The sequence below is a fragment of the Kordia jejudonensis genome, assembly GCF_001005315.1.
GTDB lineage: Bacteria > Bacteroidota > Bacteroidia > Flavobacteriales > Flavobacteriaceae > Kordia > Kordia jejudonensis.
This window is the reverse complement of sequence record NZ_LBMG01000002.1, coordinates 140,301-165,835: the sequence shown is the minus strand read 5'-3', so window position 1 is coordinate 165,835 and position 25,535 is coordinate 140,301. Positions and strand designations below refer to the sequence as shown.

At 34.7% G+C, this 25,535-nt stretch carries 21 protein-coding genes; 20 read left to right on the top strand and 1 reads right to left on the bottom strand.

Going from position 1 to position 25,535, the window contains the following annotated elements:
• Window positions 1-4 precede the first annotated feature (4 nt).
• From sov to AA089_RS01605, 7 genes are all read left to right on the top strand, one after another.
• The gene (gene sov / locus AA089_RS01635; RefSeq protein WP_046755157.1) at window positions 5-7,288 is read left to right on the top strand and encodes a T9SS outer membrane translocon Sov/SprA; all 7,284 of its coding nucleotides are present in this window, start codon (window positions 5-7) and stop codon (window positions 7,286-7,288) included.
• A gap of 71 nt (window positions 7,289-7,359) precedes the next feature.
• Window positions 7,360-7,740 carry a glycine cleavage system protein GcvH gene (gcvH, locus tag AA089_RS01630; RefSeq protein WP_046755156.1) on the top strand — a complete coding sequence of 127 codons (381 nt, stop codon included), beginning with the start codon at window positions 7,360-7,362 and terminating at the stop codon, window positions 7,738-7,740.
• A complete protein-coding gene (locus AA089_RS01625; RefSeq protein ID WP_156168856.1) occupies window positions 7,733-8,125 on the top strand; it encodes a VanZ family protein in 393 nt (130 codons plus the stop codon). Before gcvH ends, AA089_RS01625 begins: the two co-directional genes overlap by 8 nt.
• 55 nt (window positions 8,126-8,180) lie before the next feature.
• Entirely contained in the window at window positions 8,181-8,897 is a 717-nt protein-coding gene (locus AA089_RS01620; protein WP_046755155.1) for an energy transducer TonB, read from the top strand.
• Window positions 8,898-9,005: 108 nt separating this feature from the next.
• Window positions 9,006-9,809: an energy transducer TonB gene (locus tag AA089_RS01615; RefSeq protein WP_053002156.1), complete on the top strand. Its 804-nt coding sequence runs from the start codon at window positions 9,006-9,008 to the stop codon at window positions 9,807-9,809.
• A gap of 842 nt (window positions 9,810-10,651) precedes the next feature.
• Window positions 10,652-12,763, top strand: a complete 2,112-nt coding sequence (locus tag AA089_RS01610) for a hypothetical protein (protein WP_046755154.1) — start codon at window positions 10,652-10,654, stop codon at window positions 12,761-12,763.
• A gap of 106 nt (window positions 12,764-12,869) precedes the next feature.
• On the top strand, window positions 12,870-13,073 hold the full coding sequence (locus tag AA089_RS01605; RefSeq protein WP_046755153.1) for a hypothetical protein: 204 nt from the start codon (window positions 12,870-12,872) through the stop codon (window positions 13,071-13,073).
• On the opposite strand, the gene AA089_RS01600 is transcribed toward AA089_RS01605, so the two are convergent.
• Window positions 13,056-13,787, bottom strand: coding sequence for an MBL fold metallo-hydrolase (locus tag AA089_RS01600; protein ID WP_241479959.1), 732 nt, complete (start codon window positions 13,785-13,787; stop codon window positions 13,056-13,058). The two genes, AA089_RS01605 and AA089_RS01600, sit on opposite strands and share 18 nt — an antisense overlap.
• 328 nt (window positions 13,788-14,115) lie before the next feature.
• Here AA089_RS01600 and cyoE point away from each other — a divergent pair, with 328 nt between their 5' ends.
• The 13 genes from cyoE (at window position 14,116) to AA089_RS01535 (ending at window position 25,502) form a co-directional block, all read left to right on the top strand.
• Window positions 14,116-15,024: a heme o synthase gene (cyoE, locus tag AA089_RS01595; protein WP_046755152.1), complete on the top strand. Its 909-nt coding sequence runs from the start codon at window positions 14,116-14,118 to the stop codon at window positions 15,022-15,024.
• Window positions 15,025-15,029: 5 nt separating this feature from the next.
• Window positions 15,030-15,611: a cytochrome c oxidase subunit 3 gene (locus tag AA089_RS01590; protein ID WP_046755151.1), complete on the top strand. Its 582-nt coding sequence runs from the start codon at window positions 15,030-15,032 to the stop codon at window positions 15,609-15,611.
• A gap of 46 nt (window positions 15,612-15,657) precedes the next feature.
• The gene (locus AA089_RS01585; RefSeq protein WP_046755150.1) at window positions 15,658-16,743 is read left to right on the top strand and encodes a cytochrome c oxidase subunit 3; all 1,086 of its coding nucleotides are present in this window, start codon (window positions 15,658-15,660) and stop codon (window positions 16,741-16,743) included.
• A gap of 30 nt (window positions 16,744-16,773) precedes the next feature.
• Window positions 16,774-17,163 carry a cytochrome C oxidase subunit IV family protein gene (locus AA089_RS01580; RefSeq protein WP_046755149.1) on the top strand — a complete coding sequence of 130 codons (390 nt, stop codon included), beginning with the start codon at window positions 16,774-16,776 and terminating at the stop codon, window positions 17,161-17,163.
• Between the two features lie 257 nt (window positions 17,164-17,420).
• Window positions 17,421-18,128, top strand: coding sequence for a hypothetical protein (locus AA089_RS01575; protein ID WP_046755148.1), 708 nt, complete (start codon window positions 17,421-17,423; stop codon window positions 18,126-18,128).
• 4 nt (window positions 18,129-18,132) lie between these two features.
• Window positions 18,133-18,834, top strand: coding sequence for an SCO family protein (locus tag AA089_RS01570; RefSeq protein ID WP_046755147.1), 702 nt, complete (start codon window positions 18,133-18,135; stop codon window positions 18,832-18,834).
• A gap of 15 nt (window positions 18,835-18,849) precedes the next feature.
• The gene (locus tag AA089_RS01565) at window positions 18,850-19,380 is read left to right on the top strand and encodes a DUF420 domain-containing protein (RefSeq protein ID WP_046755146.1); all 531 of its coding nucleotides are present in this window, start codon (window positions 18,850-18,852) and stop codon (window positions 19,378-19,380) included.
• Window positions 19,381-19,450: 70 nt separating this feature from the next.
• The gene (locus tag AA089_RS01560; RefSeq protein WP_394334123.1) at window positions 19,451-19,612 is read left to right on the top strand and encodes a hypothetical protein; all 162 of its coding nucleotides are present in this window, start codon (window positions 19,451-19,453) and stop codon (window positions 19,610-19,612) included.
• A 116-nt stretch (window positions 19,613-19,728) separates the two neighbouring features.
• Entirely contained in the window at window positions 19,729-20,430 is a 702-nt protein-coding gene (locus AA089_RS01555) for an ABC transporter ATP-binding protein (RefSeq protein ID WP_046755144.1), read from the top strand.
• A complete protein-coding gene (locus tag AA089_RS01550; protein WP_046755143.1) occupies window positions 20,423-21,652 on the top strand; it encodes an ABC transporter permease in 1,230 nt (409 codons plus the stop codon). The genes AA089_RS01555 and AA089_RS01550 overlap by 8 nt, the downstream gene beginning before the upstream one ends.
• 18 nt (window positions 21,653-21,670) lie before the next feature.
• Window positions 21,671-22,933, top strand: a complete 1,263-nt coding sequence (locus AA089_RS01545; protein ID WP_046755142.1) for an ABC transporter permease — start codon at window positions 21,671-21,673, stop codon at window positions 22,931-22,933.
• 45 nt (window positions 22,934-22,978) lie between these two features.
• Complete coding sequence (locus AA089_RS01540) at window positions 22,979-24,151, top strand: efflux RND transporter periplasmic adaptor subunit (protein ID WP_046755141.1); 1,173 nt, start codon at window positions 22,979-22,981, stop codon at window positions 24,149-24,151.
• Window positions 24,152-24,173: 22 nt separating this feature from the next.
• Window positions 24,174-25,502 carry a TolC family protein gene (locus AA089_RS01535; protein ID WP_046755140.1) on the top strand — a complete coding sequence of 443 codons (1,329 nt, stop codon included), beginning with the start codon at window positions 24,174-24,176 and terminating at the stop codon, window positions 25,500-25,502.
• Window positions 25,503-25,535: the final 33 nt, after the last annotated feature.

Sequence of the window (25,535 nt, the reverse complement as noted above, 5' to 3'; positions counted from 1 at the left end):
TACCTTGAAAAATATTACCAGCCTAATAACAAAAACCGTAAAAAATACGCTTGCCGTATTCGCTTTGTTATTTTCAACCATACTTGTAGCGCAAGAGCCGACAACAACGCAACAAGATTCAACACAAGTGCAAACTGGATTTGCTTTGGGTAAAATACAACTCAAAAATCCAACTAGTATTGTGTCAAAATATACCTATGATCCAAAAATCGATAGATACATCTACACACAATCTGTTGCCGATTTTGACATTCGTTATCCATTAATTTTAACTCCACAGCAATACCGAGAATTACTCTTAAAAGAAACCATGAAAGGGTATTTCAAGGAAAAATTAAATGCAATGGATGGTAAAAAAGATGGTTCGGAAGACGCACAGAAAAATCTATTGCCAAAATTCTATATCAATTCAAATTTCTTTGAAAGTATCTTTGGAGGAAATACCATTGAGGTAATTCCGCAAGGTTCGGTAGCTATGGACTTGGGAATTCGTTTCCAAAAAAATGACAATCCAGCATTATCGCCAAGAAACAGAAGTAATCTAAGTTTTGACTTTGATCAGCGAATCAGTTTAAGTTTACTGGGTAAAGTTGGAGAACGCTTGCAAGTAACCGCAAACTACGATACAGAATCAACATTTGACTTCCAAAATCAAATAAAATTAGAATACACACCAACAGAAGACGACATACTTCAAAAAATTGAAATTGGTAACGTAAGTATGCCGCTAAATAGTTCCTTAATCACAGGAGCACAAAGTTTATTTGGGGTAAAAACAGAATTAAAATTTGGAAATACACGCGTTACAGGAGTATTCTCTGAACAGCGTTCACAAACCAGAACCATTACAGCACAAGGTGGTGGAACTATTGAAGAATTTGAAATGTTTGCGTTAGACTATGACGAAGATCGTCACTTTTTCCTATCACAATACTTTCGAGATCGATATAACATAGCGTTAGAAAATTACCCATTTGTCAATACGCCTGTAGAAATTACAAGAGTTGAAGTTTGGGTAACCAACCGATCTGCACAAACACAAAATGTAAGAAACATAGTAGGTTTGCAGGATTTAGGAGAATCTGATCCTGACAAGACAAAAATAAACCAATTGCCAGTTCCAGCGCCAGCAGGATTTTTTAACTCGGCAGATCCAAATGCATTTCCAGACAACGAAAACAACGATTTCAATCCACAAGGTATTGGTACTGGAGCTTCCGTGCTAACCGATGCTATTAGAGATATTGCAACAGTGCAACAAGGGTTTGGAACACTCGCCGGAAACGTGCAAGAAGGTTTTGACTATGTATATCTTGAAAATGCTCGAAAACTAAACGAAAACGAATATCAATTACATACGAAACTTGGATACATTTCTTTAAATCAACGGTTGAGTAATGATGAAGTTTTAGGAGTTGCATTCCAGTTTACTGCCAATGGACAGGTATACCAAGTTGGAGAATTTGCCAACGGAGGAATTGACGCAACCCAAGTAACAAGTACAGATACAAACGGGAATCCAACACAAATTGACAATCAAAACTTAGTTGTAAAACTATTAAAAAGTAGTATTACTGAAGTCGATGATCCAATTTGGGACTTAATGATGAAAAACATCTATGCTACAAATGCATATCAACTAAGTCCAGACGATTTCAGACTAAACATTTTATATACAGATCCATCGCCTGTAAACTACATAACAGCTGTTGATGGTGGTCCAGCGCTTCCAGCAGACATTCAAGATGAAATATTATTAAAAGTATTCAATTTAGATCGATTAGACATTTATCAAAATCCACAAGCTGGTGGAGATGGTTTCTTTGATTACTATCCTGGACTTACAGTCGATCAAGAATTTGGACGAATCATCTTTACAACAGTAGAACCGTTTGGAGAATTTCTATTTGAACAACTCCGTAATGCAGCTACAGAAGACTATGAAGATCCTGCAGATTACAATGCCAACCAAACACGGTATGTATACAGAACAATGTATTCAGAAACAAAAGCGGGCGCATTAGATGATGCAGAATTAAACAAATTCCAATTAAAAGGACGCTACAAATCTGAAGGTGGCGACGGAATTCCGCTAGGCGCATTCAACGTGCCAAGAGGTTCAGTTGTGGTAACAGCTGGAGGAAGAGTATTGCAAGAAGGAATCGATTATACGGTAAACTATCAATTAGGACGCGTTCAAATTTTGGACGAAGCCTTAAAAGCATCAAACACACCAATTGACGTTTCGGTAGAAAACAACTCGCTATTCGGACAACAAACAAAACGATTTACAGGAATAAATGTAGAACATCAATTCAACAAAGATTTCTTAATTGGAGCAACGTTCTTAAACCTGAACGAACGACCAATTACACAAAAAGCAAACTACGGAGCAGAGCCAGTAAATAACTCTATTTTTGGTTTCAATGCTAACTACTCCACAGAAGTTCCTTTCTTAACACGCTTGGTAAACAAATTGCCAAACATTGATACAGATGTGCCTTCCAATGTCTCGGTTCGTGGAGAATTTGCATACCTTTCACCAGGAAGTCCAAAAAATGCAGACTTTGAAGGCGAATCTACCGCATATGTTGACGATTTTGAAGGAGCACAATCTACCATAGATATCAAATCGCCATTAGGTTGGTTTTTATCAAGTGCGCCAGGAACATCAGGAGATGTATTAGGCGATAACTTAGGTGGGCAATTTTCAAACGATCAAATACAAGTTGGATACAGAAGAGCAAAACTAGCATGGTATACCATTGATCCTGTGTTCTACGGAAATCAAGCGCCAGGCGAAGTAAGTGATGATGACATATCAACAAACCAAACGCGTAGAGTATTCGTTGATGAAATATTTCCGCAAACGGACATTGCTATTGGACAAACCAATCTACAAACCACATTAGATTTAGCATATTACCCTGACGAAAGAGGTCCATACAACAACAATCCGCAATTTAATAACGAATCGCCAGATAGAAACTTTGGAGGAATTATTCGTCCAGTAACTACAACAAACTTCGAACAAGCAAACGTTGAATTTATCCAGTTTTGGGTATTAGATCCTACGTATAATGAAGATGGTTCTCGTAACAACAACATCAGTGGAGAATTGGTATTCAATATTGGTAATATTTCTGAAGATGTATTAAAAGATGGTCGTAAGCAATATGAAAATGGATTGCCAGAAGCTGATGCTGTAAACCCATTAGTTACGGAAACGGTTTGGGGAGAAGTGCCACAAACACAATCACTCGTATATGCGTTTGATGCTGATGATGCTAACCGACAAGCGCAAGATGTTGGTTTGGATGGATTAGATGATGCAGGCGAAGCTTTAAAATATGATGCATACGCAGGTGAAGCCGATCCAGCAGCAGATAACTATCAATATTTCCTGAATGCTAGTGGAGACGTTTTAAACCGATACAAAAACTTCAACGGAACGCAAGGAAACTCTCCAATTGGAGTTTCAGACACCAACAGAGGTTCAACAACGGTTCCAGATGTGGAAGACATCAACCGAGATCAAACCATGAATACAATTGATAATTACTATCAATTTAGAATTCCGGTAAATGCAAACATGACGACAGCAACGCCATATATCATTGAAGAACGCGTTACTACTGCAGCTGTGCCTGGATCTGTATTAGGACTCAACCAGCAAGTAAGTGCACGTTGGCTTCAGATAAAAATTCCAATATCAGATTTCAACCAATCTGCAGATGCGACCGTTACACCAGAAGAAAAAATTCCATTAAACGATTTACGTTCTATTCGTTTCATTCGTATGTATATGACAGGTTTTGACGAACCATTAGTATTGCGTTTTGCAACCTTAGACTTAATTCGTGGTGATTGGAGACGTTACAACCTAACGTTACAAGAAAATGGCGATGATCCACAAACTGGCGCAGACGAACAAACACAATTTGATGTAAATACTGTAAACATCGAAGAAAATGCAAACAAAGTTCCTATTGGATATGTAATACCACCAGGCGTTGTTCGTGAGCAATTAAACAATAACAATACAGTACTGCGTCAAAATGAACAATCGTTAGCAATGTCAATTTGCGACTTGGAATCAGGAGATGCCAGAGGTGTGTTTAAAAACATTGATATTGACTTACGACAATACAAAAAACTTAAAATGTTTGTCCATGCAGAATCGTTAGTAGGACAATCAAATCAGTTGGGAGATCAACAATCAGTTGCATTCCTGAGAATTGGTAATGACTTTACGCAAAACTACTATCAAGTAGAAATTCCATTAAATGTTACATTGTCCAATGAATCTTCACCAGAAGATGTTTGGCGCAACGAATTTGATATTCCATTAGCATTGCTAACGCGAATCAAAGCAGCGAACTTTAACAACGCATTAGGCGCAACAGAAGCAACCTATTATAATGAAAATGCTGAACCAATTGCCAACCAATTTGCAGACTATGCTTCAGATGAACGTATGCGAATTGCCATCATAGGGAACCCGACAATCGGTCGTGTACGATCAATGATGGTTGGTATCAAAAATGCTACCGCAGAAGGTTTAGATGCTACCAATACACCAATCGGAGGTGTTCCAATCTGTGGAGAATTTTGGTTCAATGAATTGCGATTAGCCGAACTTGAAAACGAAGGCGGTTGGGCAGCTGTAGGATCGTTAGATGCAAACTTAGCTGACTTTGCAAGTGTATCTGCAACAGGACGAATTAGCACGGTTGGTTTTGGAGCTTTAGAGCAATCGCCAAACGAACGTAGTAGAGAAGAAGTAAAACAATACGACATTGTAACCAATGTAAATGTTGGGCAATTATTACCAAAAAAATGGGGCGTTAAAATTCCATTCAATTACAGTATTGGAGAAGAAATCATTACACCTGAGTTTGATCCTTTCTATCAAGATATTCGTTTAGAAGATCGATTGGACTTAGCAGAAACACAAGCCGAAAAGGACAGAATTACAGAAGAAGCAATCAGTTATACAAAACGTAAGAGTATCAACTTTATTGGTGTTCGTAAAGAAAGAGGTGCGGAGCAAAAACCACATTTCTATGATGTGGAAAATTTTACATTATCGTATTCATACAACGAAACCGAACATCACGATTATGAAATAAAATCATTGCGCGATCAAAATGTGCGTGCTGGTTTTGATTACAATTATAACTTTCAACCCAAATCAATTGAACCGTTCAAAAAAGCAGATTCGCTATTTACGGGAAGATATTGGAAATGGTTAAAAGACTTAAATTTCAATCCATTACCAACAAGTATTTCGTTAAACTCAAATATTACCCGAAGTTTCAACGATCAAGTATATAGAGATCCATTATTGCCTGATGCAGAAATAGACAATTTACCACGATTACAGCAACGTAACTTTTTGTTCGATTGGTCGTATGCAATTAATTATAACCTAACGAACTCGTTACGTTTTAACTTTACAGCTGCAAACAACAACATTATCAACAATTACTTTGATGACAATGGAGATATAGATGTTGATTATGGAATTTGGGATGGATTTTGGGATGTAGGAGATCCAAATACGCATACGCAGTCATTACAACTAACGTATGATTTACCACTAAATAAAATTCCAACCTTTAGTTTCGTAAATGCTACGTATACTTATACTGGAGATTTCAACTGGCAACGAGGTTCGGATGTATTGCAAGAAGTGGCAGGCGAGCGTTTGAATACAATTCAAAACGCAAACACGCACAATATTAATGCTTCTTTAGATATGACAAAATTCTATAAATACATAGGATTGGTCAGAAAGCGACAAGGAAATCGTAAAACAAATCTCCGATCAGGAAACAGATCAAAACCAGGACCTCCAGGAGGAAATGCGACAGCTGATCAAAAAAAGAATACAAGTTCTAAAAGTAGTGTTGGCACAAAAATATTTAACACTGCTGTAGATATCTTAGGAAGTGTAAAAAGAATCAACCTAAGTTATTCTGAAAACAATGGGAAAGTGTTGCCAGGATACACACCATCTATCGGGTTTATCGGTACATTAAAACCTTCTATCGGATTCGTATTTGGTAGTCAAGCAGACATTCGTTACGAAGCAGCACGCCAAGGATACTTAACTGAATTCGCAGAATTTAACCAGCAATTTACGCAAGTTCACAATACTACATTAGATTTTACAGCTACGGTAGAACCAATGCGAGATTTAAAAATTGATGTAGTTGCAAATCGTAACTTCTCAGAAAACTTCTCGGAGCAGTTCAATGTACAAAATGGCGAATACACATCGCTATCGCCAAATGGAGCAGGAAACACCTTTGGAAACTTTGGAATTTCTACCTTACTTATCAAAACGGCGTTCAAGAAAAGTGATGAAAACAACTCAGAAACATTCTCACAATTTGAAGAAAATAGAGCCATTATTGCAAGACGTGTCGCTTTGGCAAACGGACAACCATTAACAGATACTGATGGCGATGGTTTTCCTGACGGATTTGGAAAAAACAATCAAGCAGTACTATTGCCAGCATTCTTGGCAGCATATTCAGGACAAGATGCAAACGATGTAAAACTAGGAGCCTTTAGAGATGTGCCAATTCCAAACTGGACAATAAAATACACAGGTTTAATGCGATTAAAATGGTTTAAAAAACGTTTCAAGCGTTTCTCATTATCGCACGGATATCGTTCAAGTTATACCATCAATTCATTTAGAAATAACTTAGACTACAATGCGGAAAATCCATTTGATCCTACATTAAATTTAGATCAAGGAGGAAACTTTCACAATCAAAATATATTCTCTAACATCAACTTAGTGGAACAATTCAATCCATTAATACGAGTTGATTTTGAAATGAAAAATTCAATCAAAATACTTGCTGAGGTAAAACGCGACAGAGCTTTATCATTAAGTTTCGACAATAATTTACTAACGGAAGTAGCAGGAAACGAATACATTGTTGGTTTAGGATATCGTTTCAAAGACGTTCGAATTGACACTAGAATTGCAGGAAAGAAAACAACGTTAAAAGGCGATTTAAACCTAAAAGCAGATTTATCATTGCGTGACAATATCACAATAATCCGAAGTCTTGATCTATTCAACAATCAAGTAACAGCAGGACAAACACTATGGTCGCTAAAATTTACGGCAGACTATGCATTAAGCAAAAACTTAACAGCACTATTCTACTATGATCATACGTTTTCTGAATTTGCGGTTTCAACAGCATTTCCACAAACAACAATCAGATCAGGTTTCACACTTCGCTACAATTTTGGAAATTAACAATAATTGAAGTTGACAACTTAAAGATAAAGAATTACATTTGCTCATAACAAAAAATAAACACACATAAAATGAACGTACCAGCGGACTTAAAATATACAAAAGACCACGAATGGGTAAAAATTGAAGGAGATATTGCTATCGTAGGAATTACTGATTTCGCTCAAGGTGAATTAGGAGATATTGTATATGTTGATGTTGAAACATTAGATGAAGAAGTTGATAAAGATGAAGTATTTGGAACTGTAGAAGCAGTAAAAACAGTTTCAGACTTATTCATGCCATTAACTGGAGAAGTTATAGAATTCAATGAAGTGTTAGAAGATGATTCAGAATTAGTAAACAAAGATCCTTACGGCGAAGGTTGGATGATCAAAATAAAAATTAAAGATGCTTCTGAAATTGACGATTTATTGGATGCAGATGCATACAAAGAAGTAGTTGGTGCATAAGTATATATTTTCTAGCTTAGCAATTGTTCTGACATTACTGATTACATTTCTAAGTTTAGCGTCTATTGAAGATGGTCCACCGTTACCATTCTCCTTTGCAGATAAACTTATACATGGAATTTTCTATTTCACATTTGCAATAAGTTGGTTTATAGCATTCACAAAAGGAAAAACAACTCCTTTTCTAAGTAAAAATGCACTAATCGTAAGTGTTTCATTTGCTATTATTTACGGAATCGTCATGGAAATTTTTCAGGCAACACTTGTAGAAAATAGGCAAGGAGATTGGCAAGACGCGTTAGCAAATGCCGTAGGTGCAATTGTGGCAGGAATTTTGATAAAGTATTTCATATCACACACGATTAAGTTAAAAATGAAAAATTAATTGTTTTATTTACTAATAAATAATTAAATTAGCAAACATTAAAACTAAAACTATTATGGAAGCAAAGAAGAATCCAGATGTTGATTTAAGGAAAAACAGTTTTTTCTATCTTGCTTTAGGACTTGCGTTAGTAACGTTCCTAATATGGCAAGGTATCGAATGGACTGCCTACGATAAAGTAGTACAACAAGAAACTGCTGAAATGCTTGAAGATGATGAAGAAGAAATGATCATGACGCAGCAATTACAGCAACCACCACCACCACCACCGCCACCAGCTCCAGAAATCATTGAAGTTGTGGAAGATGAGGAAGAAGTTGAAGAAACTGTAATTGAATCTACAGAAACTACGGAAGACGAAGTAATCGAAGAAGTTGAAGACGTAGAAGTAGTAGAAGAAGAAGAAGTAATTGAAGATGTACCATTCTCAATTATTGAAGATGCACCAATATTTCCAGGATGTGAGAAATATTCTAGCAAGGCAGAACGTAAAAAATGTATGTCTGAAAAAGTGCAAAAACACGTTAACAGAAAATTCAACACTGAGTTAGCTGGAGATTTAGACTTAGAAGGAGTTCAAAAAATATATGTAGTATTTACTATTGACAAAACAGGAAATATTACAGGTGTACGATCAAGAGCGCCACACCCAAGATTAGCAAAAGAAGCTGAAAAGGTTGTAAAAAGCTTGCCTAGAATGAAACCAGGAAAGCAAAGAGGTAAAACGGTTAAAGTAACCTACAACTTACCAATCGTTTTCAAGGTGCAATAATCTAAATACACTCAAAAAACAAAAAAAAGTCCAAGCATTTGCTTGGACTTTTTTTGTTTGGTATGCTTCTTGTGATTAACAGAACATTAACATTAAAACCGATGTATTATGAACAAAGCAAATCACAAGAACAATGTGAGCGGAAATGGTGTACGCGAAAGCCACCTAGCCAAAAAGGACGATCTCCGTATTCAAAAAAATCCTTTTTTACGATTCTCAGTAAGCCTCATGCTGAGTCTATTTTTAGTATACACAATATTTCAAATTCAAACGGAAGTTGCGCACGATGAAATTGCAGATGCAACGCCAATTCAAGATCCTGACACGTATGTCATGGAAGATTTTAGGGTAGAACAAAAGCTGGTAAAGGAAATCAAAGAACCAGAGCCAAAAGTTGAGTCTAAAATCATTTATGACGAAGTTGATCCTGTAAAAGATGATGAAATATTGAAAGATGAAGTCATCAAAACACAGGAAGATCCAATAGAAGTGACAACATTAGTTGCAACAGGCGATGTAGATGTGGATGATGATCCTGAAACTATTGAAGAAATTCCTTTTACAATGATTGAAGATTCTCCAATATTCCCGGGATGTGAAAAATTCAAAGATTCTAAAGCAAAGCTAAAAAAGTGTATGTCTGAAAAAATTCAGAAACATGTCAATCGAAAATTCAACACAGGTTTAGCTGAAGATTTAAGTTTAGATCAAGGTATAAAAAGAATCACAGTATTATTTACAATTGACGAAAACGGAAATATCTCAGAAATCAAGTCGCGTGGACCGCATCCAAAATTAGAAAAAGAAGCGGAACGTGTTGTAAAGTTGCTTCCTAAAATGCAACCAGGAAGACAAAGAGGTGAAAATGTAAAAGTAAAATATACATTGCCTGTTGTTTTCAGAGTAAATTAAAATACAAAGTATAACCTTAGTTCGACGTAAAAATTTAGTTCGATATTTTTCTTTTCCGCAGTATAGCAGGGATTTTCCGTTAAAAATTTTTGAAGCCTTGGAAATCGAAGATTCATGAACTCCTTGATTTAAAATAAGAGATAGTGAACTAAAAAATTTAGGGAAATTCATGCGGTTTTAGTTTTTCCTTAAAAGAAAAATTAAAAATACCTCTGGAAAAGTTCCCTCTCTTTTGTTGAAGCCTGTGCTGAACTTGATTCAGTATTCTTTGGGAAAGCAAAGAAATCGAAGATTCACGAATTCCTATTTAAGAAAATAAAATTATGTGAGCTAAAATGAAAATAAAATACTGAAAATGTGGTATTTAGTATGGAGTTTCTAAGCTAAATTACAAATATGAATGAATCACTTATATCAAACTGACGTTAGTATACTAAAAAAGGAAAACCGAGTTATTAACTCGGTTTTTTAGGTATACTTTCTGTGACATATCATTACATTAACATTAAAACCGATTATTATGAAAAATGTCAACTTAAAGCCTTTTGTAAATGTTACCAAGACTTACAAAGGTTATTTAATCAAAAAGTATACTGCAAAAATACGAAAAACAAACGTACTCAGCCTTTTAAACGATTAAATAATGTATATAATAGCCCAAAATTTATGTATTTGACATGAAATGTCGGCTTTTTACTAGTTGATATTGTGGATTTTAAGGCTTTATCAAGTTGAAAAATAGTAAATAAGACAATTCTTTAACATCTTTGCACATCATAAATACAATCCATTGATTAATTTTTAGCAAAATATAGTATCTTTCGGCACATAAAGCCTCACATATGTATCGACTTAAAACGTCTCTATTTATATTTGTTTTTTTAATAATTCAAATTGCTACTGCACAGACATCTACTAGCGATTATGAAAAATATCCTGTATTTCCTGAATGTGAAACTGAGGATATTGAAAACTTAGAAAATTGCTTCAATACAACGTTACGCACATTTATCAATAAAAACTTTACGCTTCCCGAAATTGTAACAAAGGAGAATTATACTGGTGAAATGGTATTTCTATTTGAAGTTACCGCAGAAGGAAAATTTAAAATTTTATACGTAGATGCTGTTTACAATGAATTGAAAGAAGAAATACGCAGCGTTTTTGATTCACTCCCTACGATAAAACCTGCAACATATAGCGGTCGTAACGTATATGTTCAATTTACGATGCAATTGGCAATTCCTCTGGGAAGTATAGAAGCCATAAAAGCGCCAAAAACACTACAAGAAAAAGAAAATGAATTGGAGATTGCTGCCAAAAAAGAATTTGACACTGTAAATGATTCTTTAGGAATTTATAAAGATGAAATATACAATAGCAACCTAAACATTCCGTTTTCGCACGATATGTATTCGTATTTCGATCAGGCTATAAATTTGGTCGGAACCAACAGTCATACTGCTTCAAAACCTTACCTTTATAATACTGTTGCTTCTTATTACGATTTTAATGCACAACAGGCTAAACTGCAAAAAAATGCTTCTAGTTGGTTGGGTCGTAAACTTTGGAACGAACACATGGTTACTGTCAAAGGAAAAGACTATTGGTTTGTGTTAGATCCGATCATTGATTTACAACTTGGTAAAAATACCAACAGCGAAGTCGATTACACGTATAACAATACAAGAGGAGTTCAAGTGCAAGGAGGTTTGGGTAAAAACTTAAACTTTTCGGCAACGGTATTTGAAAGTCAAGGACGATTTGCGGATTATTTTAATCGATATGCAGAAAGTATAAAACCTGCTGGCGGAAATCCAGCAATCATTCCAGGACGTGGAATCGCCAAAGAATTCAAAACAGATGCGTATGATTATCCAGTAGCAGAAGGATACATTTCCTATGCGCCGAATAAAATGTTTAACATTCAATTAGGACATGGTAAAAACTTCATCGGAGACGGATATCGTTCATTATTTGTAAGTGATGCCGTAAGTCCGTATCCGTTTGTAAAACTAAATACGTCTTTTTGGAAAATAAAATATACAAATACATGGATGTGGTTGCGCGATGTACGACCAGAAGTGACAGAAGATGGTGCATTTTTAACCAAATATATTGCAAACCATTACTTGAGTTGGAATGTTTCCAAAAAATTAAATATCGGTTTGTTTGAATCGGTAGTTTGGAAAAACGATAACAATCGCGGGTTTGACTTTAATTATGTAAATCCAATTATATTTTACAGAGCTATTGAATTTTCTACAGGTTCACGAGCAGGAAACGCCATTGTTGGACTAAGTTCAAAATACAAGTGGAGCGACAATGTAAATTTCTACGGACAATTTATTCTAGATGAATTTTCATTAAACGACATCAAATCAGGAAACAAAAGCTGGAAAAATAAATTTGGATTTCAGCTTGGTGCAAAATATTACAACGCTTTCAAAGTAGACAACTTACTATTACAATTTGAATACAATCAAGTGCGTCCATATACCTATTCGCACAATGAAGTTGCTACCAACTACGGTCACAACAATCAATCGTTGGCACATTTATGGGGCGCAAACTTTAGAGAAGTTATCGGAATTGCGCGTTACAACTACAATCGTTGGTATGGAAGTGCTAAAATGATTTACGGACAACGCGGATTGGACTTTGATCCAACAGTAGATGCAGCAAGTTATGGTGGAAACATTTTTATTGATAATGATGAAAGAATTGCTGATTCGGGCATTGAACTATTACAAGGAAACAAAACCAATGTGTTTTTGGCAGATTTAAATGCTGGATACCTTGTAAATCCAAAAACAAACCTGAAAATATTTGCAAATCTAACCTATAGAAGCTTTAATCCTGAGGCAAATACGATGGTAGATTTCAAAGAAAATACCACTTGGTTTTCGTTAGGAATTCGAACCGATATTTTTAATTGGTATTTGGATTTTTAGTATTGTACTTTTCAATTTTTTTCTTAAATTTGTGACTATAGCCTCGATAATTACTAAGGTCATAAGATAATATCTTAGATCTGCACCCAAAACCTATGAACAGAAAATGATTAAAGCCATCATTATTCTCCTATTTGTAATACCATTTATATATTTAGGATACAAATCTCTTGACGTCTCTGTGGACAAAAGACGAAAAGGATCAACGTACATTGTAAAAGAATATCCAGTATTTCTTCTAGGCATCTTATTTTTTGGAGTGGCTGGAATTATAGTAGCCAACATTAAAAACTTACTTGCCTTTTTGTAAGCTACGATAAAATGTTTTTCGCAATACTTTTCCAGAGATAAACCAATCTCCAAAATTTAAATCATCATATTTTTTTGTGAGTGAAGTATTTTCGGTTACTTCTTTTTCAGATTTTCCTGCGTTAATTTCGGCAATAACATTCGCTTCAATCTCTTCTAACATTTTTACATACGTTTCCAAAGCAGCTTTGTCTGAAACATTTCTGTGTCCAGGAATAATCTTAGTATCATCATTAATTAAAAGTAAAGCTTTTTTAATAGCAGCAATATATCCTTGCGTGCTTCCGCCAGAATTCAAATCGATATACGGATACTTTCCTTGAAAATACGTATCTCCCATGTGCAACACATTACTTTTCGTGAAATATACCATTGCATCACCATCTGTATGCGCTTCATGCACATGAAAAATAAAAATATCTTCATCATTAAAATGAAAAGAAACATCTTTTGAAAACGTAATAACGGGCAATGCTTCCTTTGGAGAAGCTGGCGTTGTTCTGTTTCGTTCTTTATTAAACTGCGCTACGCTCATGCGTTTTCTTACATTTTCATGCGCGACAATCACGGCGCCTTCTTTTTGCATATTTTCGTTTCCGCCAGTATGATCGCCATGCCAATGTGTATTTATCAAAAACTTTATAGGCTTTTCGGTAACGGTTTTAATAGCGGCTAAAATTTTTGGTGTCAACGGAGCAAACTGGTCATCAATCATAAACACACCATCTTCGCCAACGGAAATGGCAATATTTCCACCTTGTCAACTAGCATATATACATTATCCGAAACTTTATTTACTTTAATAGTTACTTCTTTCTGTTGAGAAAAACCAACAAATGAAAGCAGTAAAAAGATAATTAAAAGCGTAATTTTTTGAAATTTCATATCCTATAAATTTTAAACAATAGTCGTTTACAAACCGACAACCTTTCCAAAGATAAAAATAGAATTACAATATCTATTTAGAAAAGAAGTAAAACTCTTTGAAAATCATTGCATACAAACGATTTGTGGGTTATCTTTGCAGGAATTTAGAAAGGTTGATGAAAACTGCATTGAATACACTCAAAAAAACATACTCATTAGCTTCTATCATAGAAGATTTTAAACAGCTTACCAAAGTAGGATTGGCAATAAGTGTTGTTTTTTCTTCCTTAGCGGGATACATGCTTGGTGTAGGTGCTGAAGGAGTTAACTTCAAAGTCTTAGCGTTGCTTGCTATTGGAGGTTATTTTATGGTTGGTGCGTCAAACGCATTCAATCAAATTATTGAACGTGATTTGGACGCTTTAATGGATCGTACCAAAAACAGACCAGTAGCTTCTGGGCGCATGTCTGTCAATGTTGCTTTTATAATTGCAGCTACGTTAACGATCTTAGGAATAGCTACTTTATATATTGTAAATGAAAAAACAGCAATGTTTGGCGCTATTTCTATCTTTTTGTATACATGTGTTTATACGCCACTCAAAACAAAAACACCGTTGGCTGTATTTATCGGAGCATTGCCAGGCGCGATACCTTTTATGTTAGGTTGGGTTGCGGCAACAGATGATTTTGGTATTGAACCAGGAACATTGTTTATGATTCAGTTCTTTTGGCAGTTTCCACACTTTTGGGCAATTGGATGGTTTCTTTTTGATGATTACAAAAAAGGAGGCTTCTTTATGTTGCCAACAGGCAAGAAAAACAAAGCGACAGCTTTACAAATTATAATGTATACCATTTGGTTAATACTCGTTTCTATATTTCCAGCTACAGGACTCACAGGCGCTTTAAGCTTATCAATTCCTGCGGCAGTACTTATATTTATAATAGGAATTGGATTATTATATTACGGAGTAAGACTGTACCAAAAAATGGACAATAAGTCAGCAAAAGCACTTATGTTGGCTAGTGTAGCATACATTACATTAATACAAATCGTATTTGTAGTAGATAAATTTATATAACAACAATGGATTTAACACAAGGAACATTTCAGGAAAAGCAAGCACGATCAAAAAAAATGATGTTGTGGTTTGCTATGTTAAGCATGTTTATGATGTTTGGAGGATTGACAAGTGCTTACATTGTAAGTAAAGAACGTCCAGATTGGTTAAATGACTTTGCAATGCCTTATGCATTTTACATAAGTACTATTGCTATATTGGCAAGTAGTATTACATTTCATTTGGCAAAAAATGCAATTCAAAAAGGATTACAACAAGCAACAACACTATATCTTTTAGTAACATTAGCGCTCGGTCTTGTATTTGTAGCTTCACAATTTTTAGGATTCTCACAAATCATAGAAAGTGGTTACCATTTTACAGGAAAAGGGAGTACAGTAACGACATCATTCTTGTATATTGTTACTGTAACACACTTAGCGCACGTAGTTGCTGGAATTTTGGTGCTATTAGTCGTAATTTATAATCATTTTAAACAAAAGTATAAACAAGGGCAAACGCTTGGTTTAGAACTAGGTGCAATGTTTTGGCATTTCCTAGATTTTCTGTGGGTCTACTTGTTTTTATTTTTATATTTCTTTAGATAAGAAAAAAACGTAAATTTGAACAATTTTTTAAAAATGTATACTTTTTATGGAAGCTACTGTTTCAAATACAGGTACAGAAGGTAAAGTTTGGGGAGGCGGAAACAAACCGCTACAAGCAAGCTATGGAAAAATGATGATGTGGTTCTTCATTTTATCGGATGCACTAACATTCTCAGGATTTTTAGCCGCATACGGTTTTTCAAGATTTAAATTTATTGATTCTTGGCCAATTGCCGATGAAGTGTATAATCACTTTCCTGGTCTGCACGGAGATCACCCAATGTACTTCGTAGCCTTAATGACATTTATATTAATTGCTTCTTCTGTAACGATGGTATTAGCCGTAGATGCTGGACATCATATGAACAAGAAGAAAGTAACTTTCTACATGTTTCTTACCATTATTGGTGGAGGAATCTTCTTAGGATCACAAGCTTGGGAATGGACAAACTTCATTCAAGGATATTACGGAGCTGTAGAAACAAAAGGTGGTCAAATTCTGCAATTTGTAGACACAAAAATGGAAGAAGGCGATGAAAAAATGCACCGTGTTTCTGTAGAAGATTTTGCCATTGCTTCACACCAAGAAAGAGTACAACACGAAAGCAAAAACGGACTTTGGTTCATGTCAGAGTCAGCTTTACCAGCATATACTGTAGAAGACATCGTAACTGGTTTCAACAAACATGCAAACTTGGCAGTTCGTACACAAGAATTAATGCCAAACATGGAAGCACTTGAAGCTTCAACGGATCCTGCAGATCTAGCGAAAGCAGCACGTATGAAAGCTAGCTACGTCAATACAGATCAAACAGGACAAAAAGGAGTACTAAACAGGGCGGCTTCTGAAAAAGCATTAAAAGACGCTGTTGTATATGTAAAAGGAGCAAACCTTATTCACAACGAATACGGAAATAGACTCTTTGGAGATTTCTTCTTTTTCATTACAGGATTCCACGGATTCCACGTATTTTCTGGAGTTGTGATTAACCTAATCATTTTCTTTAATATCATTTTAGGAACGTACGACAGAAGAAAAAATAACTATGAAATGGTAGAAAAAGTTGGACTATACTGGCACTTTGTCGATTTAGTTTGGGTATTCGTATTTACATTCTTCTATCTAGTTTAAATTTTAAAGCACAAGTATTAAGAAATTATCATGGGACACGATAACACACATAAATTAGCCATCTTTAGAGGTAGATTAAAGTTTAAATCTAACGTTCAGAAAATCTGGGGAGTTTTAATCTTCTTATCAATAATTACCATCATTGAAGTAGGATTTGGTATTTGGAAACCTTCAATTTTAGTTGATAATTATTTCATCGGAATGAAATTATTAAACTGGGTATTCATTATACTTACGTTAGTAAAAGCATATTACATCGCTTGGGACTTTATGCACTTGCGTGATGAAAAAAGTTCGTTACGTAGAGCCGTTGTTTGGACAGCAGTATTCCTAGTAGCTTACTTATTGTTCATTTTGTTGCAAGAAGGAACCTATATTGAAGGTGTAAAAACAAATGGTTTCATCAAATGGAACTTTTAAAAAAGATACATATATAGTGAAAAAGACGGTTTTATACCGTCTTTTTTTATACATAATAAATAAGTAGAAATCTATATTGGATATTGTCTAAATTTACTTTGTTAATTCTTTCGTAAAAGGAGATCAAAACGTAAAAAAAACAATAAAAAATAGGGCATAATCGCCAAGTGATTTTTATTTTTGTAGTATTAAAAATATAGCTTGAATTTTTAGTGATTTCCTGCTGATTTTCAAACTATTTCATAACATTCAAGACGATGAAAAAGAAGATCATATTAGCCGTTTTATTCTTGTTGCCAGTAACTATTGTACTTATTCTTCTTTTTACAACGCACAATTACAATCCGCTTCCTATAATTGCGAACCACAATGTAGCAGAACTTGTCAATTACAGTTCTATTGAAGAAAAAGATGCAATTCAATTTGATGGAAAAATTACAATTCTAGGGTTTTTAGGTTCCAATGTAAAAGATCGAAAAATAAACATCCTAAACCTGAACCAAAAAATTTACAAACGATTTAGCGGATTCAAACACTTTCAGTTGGTCATGTTGGTCACGCCAGGTCAACAAGAAGAAATAGAGGCACTTAAACATGAAATGAGTCGTTTTGCGGATGAACTCAAAGCTTGGAACTTTGTAGAAGTAGACGATAAAGAACTCAGACGCATATTTGATGAACTGCAATCTCCTTTAGGTTTAGATGGATACAATAGTTCAGATTACGTATACATTATTGACAAAGATCGAAACATTCGCGGACGTCTTGACGATCGTTCTAAAACTGAAATTGAAGAAAAAAAAGAGCCGTACAAATTGTATGGATATGATACCATTGAAATTTCGGTACTTTCAGGGAAAATGACTGATGATATCAGAATCTTATTTGAAGAATACAGAGGAAAATCTAAAAAAGAACAATCGCAAGATAGAAGAAAAGAAACGATCAAAAAGGATAAAGAATAGTATCATGAAAAAAAATTATTCATACATAGGAATTGCATTAGTAATCCTAGTTTTTGGAATTATATTCATCCCAAAAATTGTTGATAGAGTACAACAAGAAAGCGTGGTGGAAAAAGATCGAATGAATATTGAAGGAACTGAACGCAACACAAAACTTGCATACCTTAAAATAAACGGAGAAGCCAAAAGTGTTCCTGATTTCGTATTCACAAATCAAGATAATCTAGAAATTACTAACGAAGATTTTAAAGGGAAAGTTACGGTTATGGAATTCTTCTTCACTTCCTGTCCGACAATTTGCCCAGTAATGAACAGCAACATGCGAACCTTAGACGCTGAGTTTCATAAAAGAGAAGACTTTGCCATTGCTTCGTTTTCAATTGACCCAGAAGTCGATACTCCAAAAGTATTAAAAGAATATGCAGAACGTTACGGTGTGCAATCGCTCAATTGGCATTTCCTTACGGGAGACATAGAGGAAATTCACAAATTGTCAAACACAGGATTCAATATTTTTACAGGAATCAATCCAGATGTGGCTGGCGGATTTGAACATCAAGGATACTTTGCGTTAATAGACAAAAACGGATTCATTCGCTCACGAAAAGACAGTCAGGGAAATCCTAAAATATACTACCAAGGAACGGATGAAGCGGAAGTGAAAATGCTACAACAAGACATTCAAAATTTATTAGACGAAGAATAAAAAGTATAAAATTGTATGGAAACAACGAATGATATAGAAAAGAAATACAAAAACTGGATTATAATATTATCAATTGCAATTCCGCTTGTAGTAGCTGCTTTATTTGGTGTGAAAATACCGAATGCAACGCCGTTGACCTTTTTGCCACCAATTTATGCAACCATCAACGGAATTACCGCAATCGCATTAATAGCAGCTGTAATTGCGATTAAAAACAAAAAAAGAAAACTACATGAAAATCTGATGAAAACCTGTATTGGACTTTCTGTTGCATTCTTAGGGATGTATGTAGCGTATCATATGACTTCCGATTCTACAAGTTTTGGTGGACAAGGAACAATCAGATACCTCTACTTTTTTATCCTAATAACGCATATTGTTCTCAGTATTATAATCATTCCATTAGTTTTAATAACGTATGTAAAAGCACTGGCAAAACGTTTTGATAAACACAAAAAAATTGCAAAAATCACATTTCCAATTTGGCTATATGTGGCAATTACAGGTGTAATAGTGTATCTAATGATTTCTCCATATTATGTATAATACACGTCTAACATATACAATACTCATATTATTTCTTTTAAGTGTAATTCCACTTGAAGCACAATGCGCTATGTGCAGAGCTGTACTTGAATCTGAGTCCGATCCTTCACAAGCAAAAGGCATCAATAATGGAATCGTATATCTAATGGCAATTCCATATATCTTAGTAGCTACACTAGGTTTTTTTATCTACAAAACCTACAATAAAAAGACTACAGCAAAAAAAACATAAATTTTTTGTAACGAAATCATTTTTGGATAGTCTTATTACAAAATAAGATTAACACAATATTAATATCAGGTATTCTAACAAATACGTAATATTGTACAAAACTAAACCAACCAATTATGATTCAAATCAATGAATTGCATAAATCTTACCGTATGGGAAGCAATGAGCTTCACGTACTCAAAGGAATAGATCTCGATATAAAAGAAGGAGAATTTGTGTCAATAATGGGTTCTTCAGGTTCAGGAAAATCTACACTACTAAACATTATCGGAATGCTCGATCTAGCAGACAAAGGATCGTATGTATTAGATGGTGTTCCTATCAAAAATCTTAGCGAAAAAAAGGCGGCATTATACCGTAATAAATTCTTAGGATTTATATTTCAATCATTCAACTTGATCAACTATAAAAATGCAGCTGAAAATGTAGCATTGCCTTTATACTATCAAGGAATTTCAAGAAAAATAAGAAAAGAAAAGTCGCTATACTACTTAGAAAAAGTAGGATTGGCAGACTGGGCACATCATTTGCCAAGTGAACTTTCAGGAGGACAAAAACAACGTGTTGCCATAGCACGCGCATTAGCTTCAGAACCAAAAGTATTACTAGCCGATGAGCCTACAGGAGCATTAGACACCACAACTTCATACGAAGTGATGGACTTTCTACAAAGTATCAATGATGAAGGAAAAACCATCTTAGTGGTAACACATGAACCAGATATTGCAGACATGACCAAAAGGATTGTAATGCTAAAAGATGGTAAAATATTAGAAGATAAAAAAGTTGAACAAGTAAGAGCTTCACAATATGTTTGATTTAGATCGTTGGCGAGAAATATTCCAAACAATCAACAAAAACAAGCTAAGAACATTATTGGCAGGTTTTACAGTGACGCTTGGAATCTTAATATTTACCGTGTTATTTGGAATGGGGAATGGACTCAAAAATACATTCTACAAATTCTTCCAAGATGATGCACAAAATACATTATTCATATATCCAGGATTTGCCACAAAACCATTCAAAGGATTTAAAGAAAATCGAAGAATTGAGTTCGAAAATGAAGACTTAGAACTCATCAAAGAAAAATTTGGTGATCGAATTGAATACACAACCGCACGAATCTACAAAGGTGTCACAGCAAAATACAAAGGCGAATATGGTTCATACAGTGTAAGAGCTGTGCATCCAGATCACCAATATCTTGAAAAAACAATCATAGACAAAGGCCGTTACATCAATGAATACGACATTAAAAATGATGCACGTATTGCTGTAATTGGTCGTTTAGTAGAAAAAGATTTATTTGGCAATGAAAATGCAATAGGAAAATTCATTTCGCTCAATAAAATCATTTACCGTGTCGTTGGTGTTTTTAGTGACGCTGGAGGCGATAGAGAAGAACGCAACATTTACATGCCCGTAAGTACGATACAATTAATATATAAAAATACGGAAGTAATTGATCAGATCAACTTATCATATAATATGGAATTGGGTGCGGCAGGCGCAATGCGACTTTCCAATGACATTGAAAAACTTCTAAAAAATAAACACAATATTGCACCAAGTGATCAAAACGGAATTTACATTGGTAGCGTTATTGAAGACTTACAACAAAACCTAGCCATTGCTAACGTATTACAAATCATAGTAACCGTCATTGGAATAGGAACGTTGTTGGCAGGAGTTATCGGAATTAGTAACATTATGGTTTATATCGTAAAAGAACGAACCAAAGAACTCGGAATTCGGAAAGCACTCGGAGCTACACCAGGTTCAGTTATTGGAATGATCTTACAAGAAACACTTATCATTACCATGTTATTTGGGTATCTAGGAATATTTCTGGGGAATTATATACTCAATTCCATGGGAACCAAATTAGAAGATTGGTTCATTACAAATCCAAACGTAAGTCAATCAACCATTATTTGGGCAACAGTTATTTTAATCTTTTCAGGACTAATCGCAGGATACATTCCAGCAAGAAGAGCTGCAAAAGTTCAACCAATTGTAGCATTAAGAGACGAATAACAGGAAAAGAACACACACATGAAGTTTATATTCACAAGAGATACATGGCAAGAAATATTTGGAGCAATTCGCAAAAATAAAATGCGAACGGCAATTACAATCATTGGAGTATTCTGGGGAATATTACTTTTCATTGTATTGCAAGGTGCTGCAAAAGGAATGGAAAATGGTTTTGAATATAATTTCAGAGGCATGGCAACCAACAGTATATTTCTTTGGGGACAACAAACAGGAATTCCATATGGAGGTTTCAACAGAAACAGAAGTATGCAAATTGAATTAGGCGATACCTACAGAATTGCCAATCAAATTGGAGGTGTTGATTTTGTTGCGCCAAGAAATGCAAGAGGCGTTTTCGGTGCAGAAGCGCCATTAGTTGTAAACAATGTAAAGTCTGGAAGCTATAAAGTTTTTGGAGACTATCCAATAATTGATAAAATTGCAAAAAAGAAAATCAGAAAAGGACGTTTTCTGAATCAAAAAGATATTGACGACAGTCGTAAAATATGTGTTATTGGAGAGCGAATACTAACAGAGCTCTTTGAAAAAGATGAAGATCCAATAGGACAATATATAAAAATTAGTAATGTGTATTTTCAAGTGGTAGGTGTCTACAAAGAAAATACAACAGATTTCTTTGAAGGAGACGATTCTATATTCATTCCATTTACAACATTCAAAAAAGTATACAACTCAGGAGACCGTATCGGTTGGATGGTTATTGCAGGATATCCTGACGAAGACATTGTAAGGATTGAAGAAGAAGCGAAAACATTACTCAAAAGAAGGTATTCCGTACATCCAGAAGACGAACGCGCATTTGGTTCTGCTAACTTTGGAGAAATGTTCGGTAAAATCACTGGATTTGTAAAAGGATTAAAATTTACAGCTCTAGTTGTGGGAATTGCTACGATACTTGCGGGTGTCATAGCCATAGGAAACATTCTTCTGATTACAGTAAAAGAACGAACCAAAGAAATCGGAATTCGAAGGGCTTTAGGAGCAACACCAGGAGAAATTCGAGGACAAATCATATTAGAAGCAGTCTTTTTAACGGTACTAGCAGGAATACTCGGAATTACTACAGGAGGTCTTTCCTTAAGAGGAATAAATGCAGCGACCAAAAACATAGAAGACTTCCCATTTCTAAATCCAACGGTAAGCTTAGAATATATAGCGTTGGCTTTATTAATCATGATTACCTTAGGATCACTTATAGGACTCATACCAGCACAACGTGCGGTTAGTGTTCGACCAATTGAAGCATTACGAGAAGAATAACCATAACATCAGTCAATATAAAATCATAAATTAAGAACCAGAAAAATGAAAAAATTTTTATTAATACTATTCATATTTTTATTTGTCGTAGCAATCGTTTTCGCAGGAGGTTACTTCATGTCATCAAACAAAAAAAATGTTGAAGTTTTTGAAACAGAAGAACCATTTAGAACATCAATTGTTAGAAAAACGGTAGCAGCAGGAACAGTAATTCCAGAAGATGAAGTTGAAATCAAACCTCAAATTTCAGGAATCATTGAAAAAATATATGTTGAAGAAGGCGACAAAATTAATACAGGCGATCTAATTGCCAGAATTAAAGTTGTGCCAAATGAACAATCATTAAACAGTGCAAAAAACAACATCAAAAACTTGCAAATTGTACTCGATAATGCACGAATTCTTTACAATAGAAATAAATCACTATTCGACAAAGGAATCATATCTTCACAAGAATTTGAAAATGCACAACTGTCATTCGATCAAGCAAAGCAAAACCTGAGAAATTCACAAAGTGATTTACAAATCATCAAAAAAGGTTCTGTTGGTGGATCAGCTGCAAACACGAATATTAGAGCTACAGTATCTGGAACAATCTTAGTTATTCCTGTAAAAGAAGGAGATCAAGTAATTGAAAGTAACACATTCAATGCTGGAACAAGTATTGCAACGATAGCAGATCTTGGAAAAATGATTTTCGAAGGAAAAGTTGACGAAGCTGAAGTTGGAAAACTAAAGCCAAACTCTGAATTAAAAGTAAGCTTAGGAGCTATTGAAGACAAAGAATTTAATGCAAAACTAACATTTGTAGCACCAAAAGGTGTTGAAGAAAGTGGAGCTGTACAATTCAAAATAAAAGCAGATGTAGCCTTAGATGATAACTTTTTTATCAGGGCAGGATATAGTGCAAACGCCTCTATTGAACTAGAGAAAAAAGAAGATGTTTTAGTAATCGATGAAGCATTATTACGCTTTGATTCAAGAAATGATGACAAACCATATGTTGAAATTGAAACTGGAGATCAAGAATTTGAGAAAAAATACATCGAACTTGGAATCTCTGATGGAAAAAACATTGAAATTCTCTCAGGAGTAAAAGAAGGCGATAAAATTAAAGTTTGGAATGTAAAAGCTGTCAAAAAAGAAGATGTCAAAGAAGAAACAAATACTGATGACGACGAAAATGACGATAGCGAAGACGACGAATCAAACGATTAACAAAATACATTAACGGAACAATATGAAAAAAATAGTTATATATATATTACTAATCGCAGGAACTGCTACCACAGTTAATGCACAAAAACAGTGGACACTAAAAGAGTGTGTAGAATATGCACTTGAAAATAATATTGCCATAAAACAAGCCCAATTAGACAGGCAAAGTGGCGAAATTGACAAAAGCGACGCAAAAGGTGCCTTTTTACCTACGATAAGCGCTTCTGCTTCACATTCTTGGAACATTGGTTTGAACCCAAACCCTGTAACAGGTCAAAATGTAACGGCAACTACACAGAGTTCAAGTGGTGGACTAAACGCAAACATCGCTATCTACAATGGTTTACAAAACATAAACCGTTTGCATAGAGCTAACTTGGCGTTATTGGCAAATCAATATCAAATTGACGATATTAAAGACAATACATCGCTACAAGTAGTACAAGCATTTTTACAAATACTATTCAACAAAGAATCGTTAAAAGTAAATCAAGCACAGTACGATGTAACTCAAGAACAATTAGCACGTACCAAAGAATTGGTAAATGAAGGTGTCGTAGCTAGAGGCGATTTGTTAGAAATTGAAGCAACAGCTGCAACACAAGAACAACAAATCATCAATTCTGAAAATGCATTGCGCTTTTCTAAAATATCATTGGCACAATTGCTGTTAATTACAGATTATGAAAACTTTGATATTGCAGAAGGAAACTATGTTATTCCTGCAGCAACGATCATGAACAATACGCCAAAGCAAATATTTGAAAAATCATTAGAAGTTCGTAATGATGTAAAAATTGCGCAGTCAAACATTGAATTGGCTGAATATGATTTAAAAATCGCTAAAGGATCACGTTACCCAAGTCTTTCAGGATTCTACGGATTCAACACACGATACTTCAACTCAGAATTATTTACGCCACCACCATTTTTTGATCAGTTATCTGATAACAAAGGTCACTCATTTGGTTTAAGCTTAAGTATTCCGATCCTAAGTGGATTTAGAGCACGAAACAGCGTTAGGCGAAGTAGTGTAAATATTGAAAGAGCTAAGTTTAATTTAGAGCAAACGAAGATCAACTTAGAAGCTACGGTAAACCAAGCGTATAACGATGCAAAAGGTGCTTTAAAAGCTTATGAAGCTTCTGAAAAAACACTAACATCACGTAGAGAAGCTCACAGAAACTCAACGGAACGTTTCAGTGAAGGTATGATGAATTCGTTCGATTTTAGTCAATCACAACAACGTTTAGAAGCAGCAGAATCTGACGTAGTTCGAACAAAATTTGATTATATTTTCAGATTAAAAATACTTGAATTCTATTTTGGACTTCCACTAACGAAAATCTAAAATAGAAATATAAAATACAGAAAAAAGCATCAA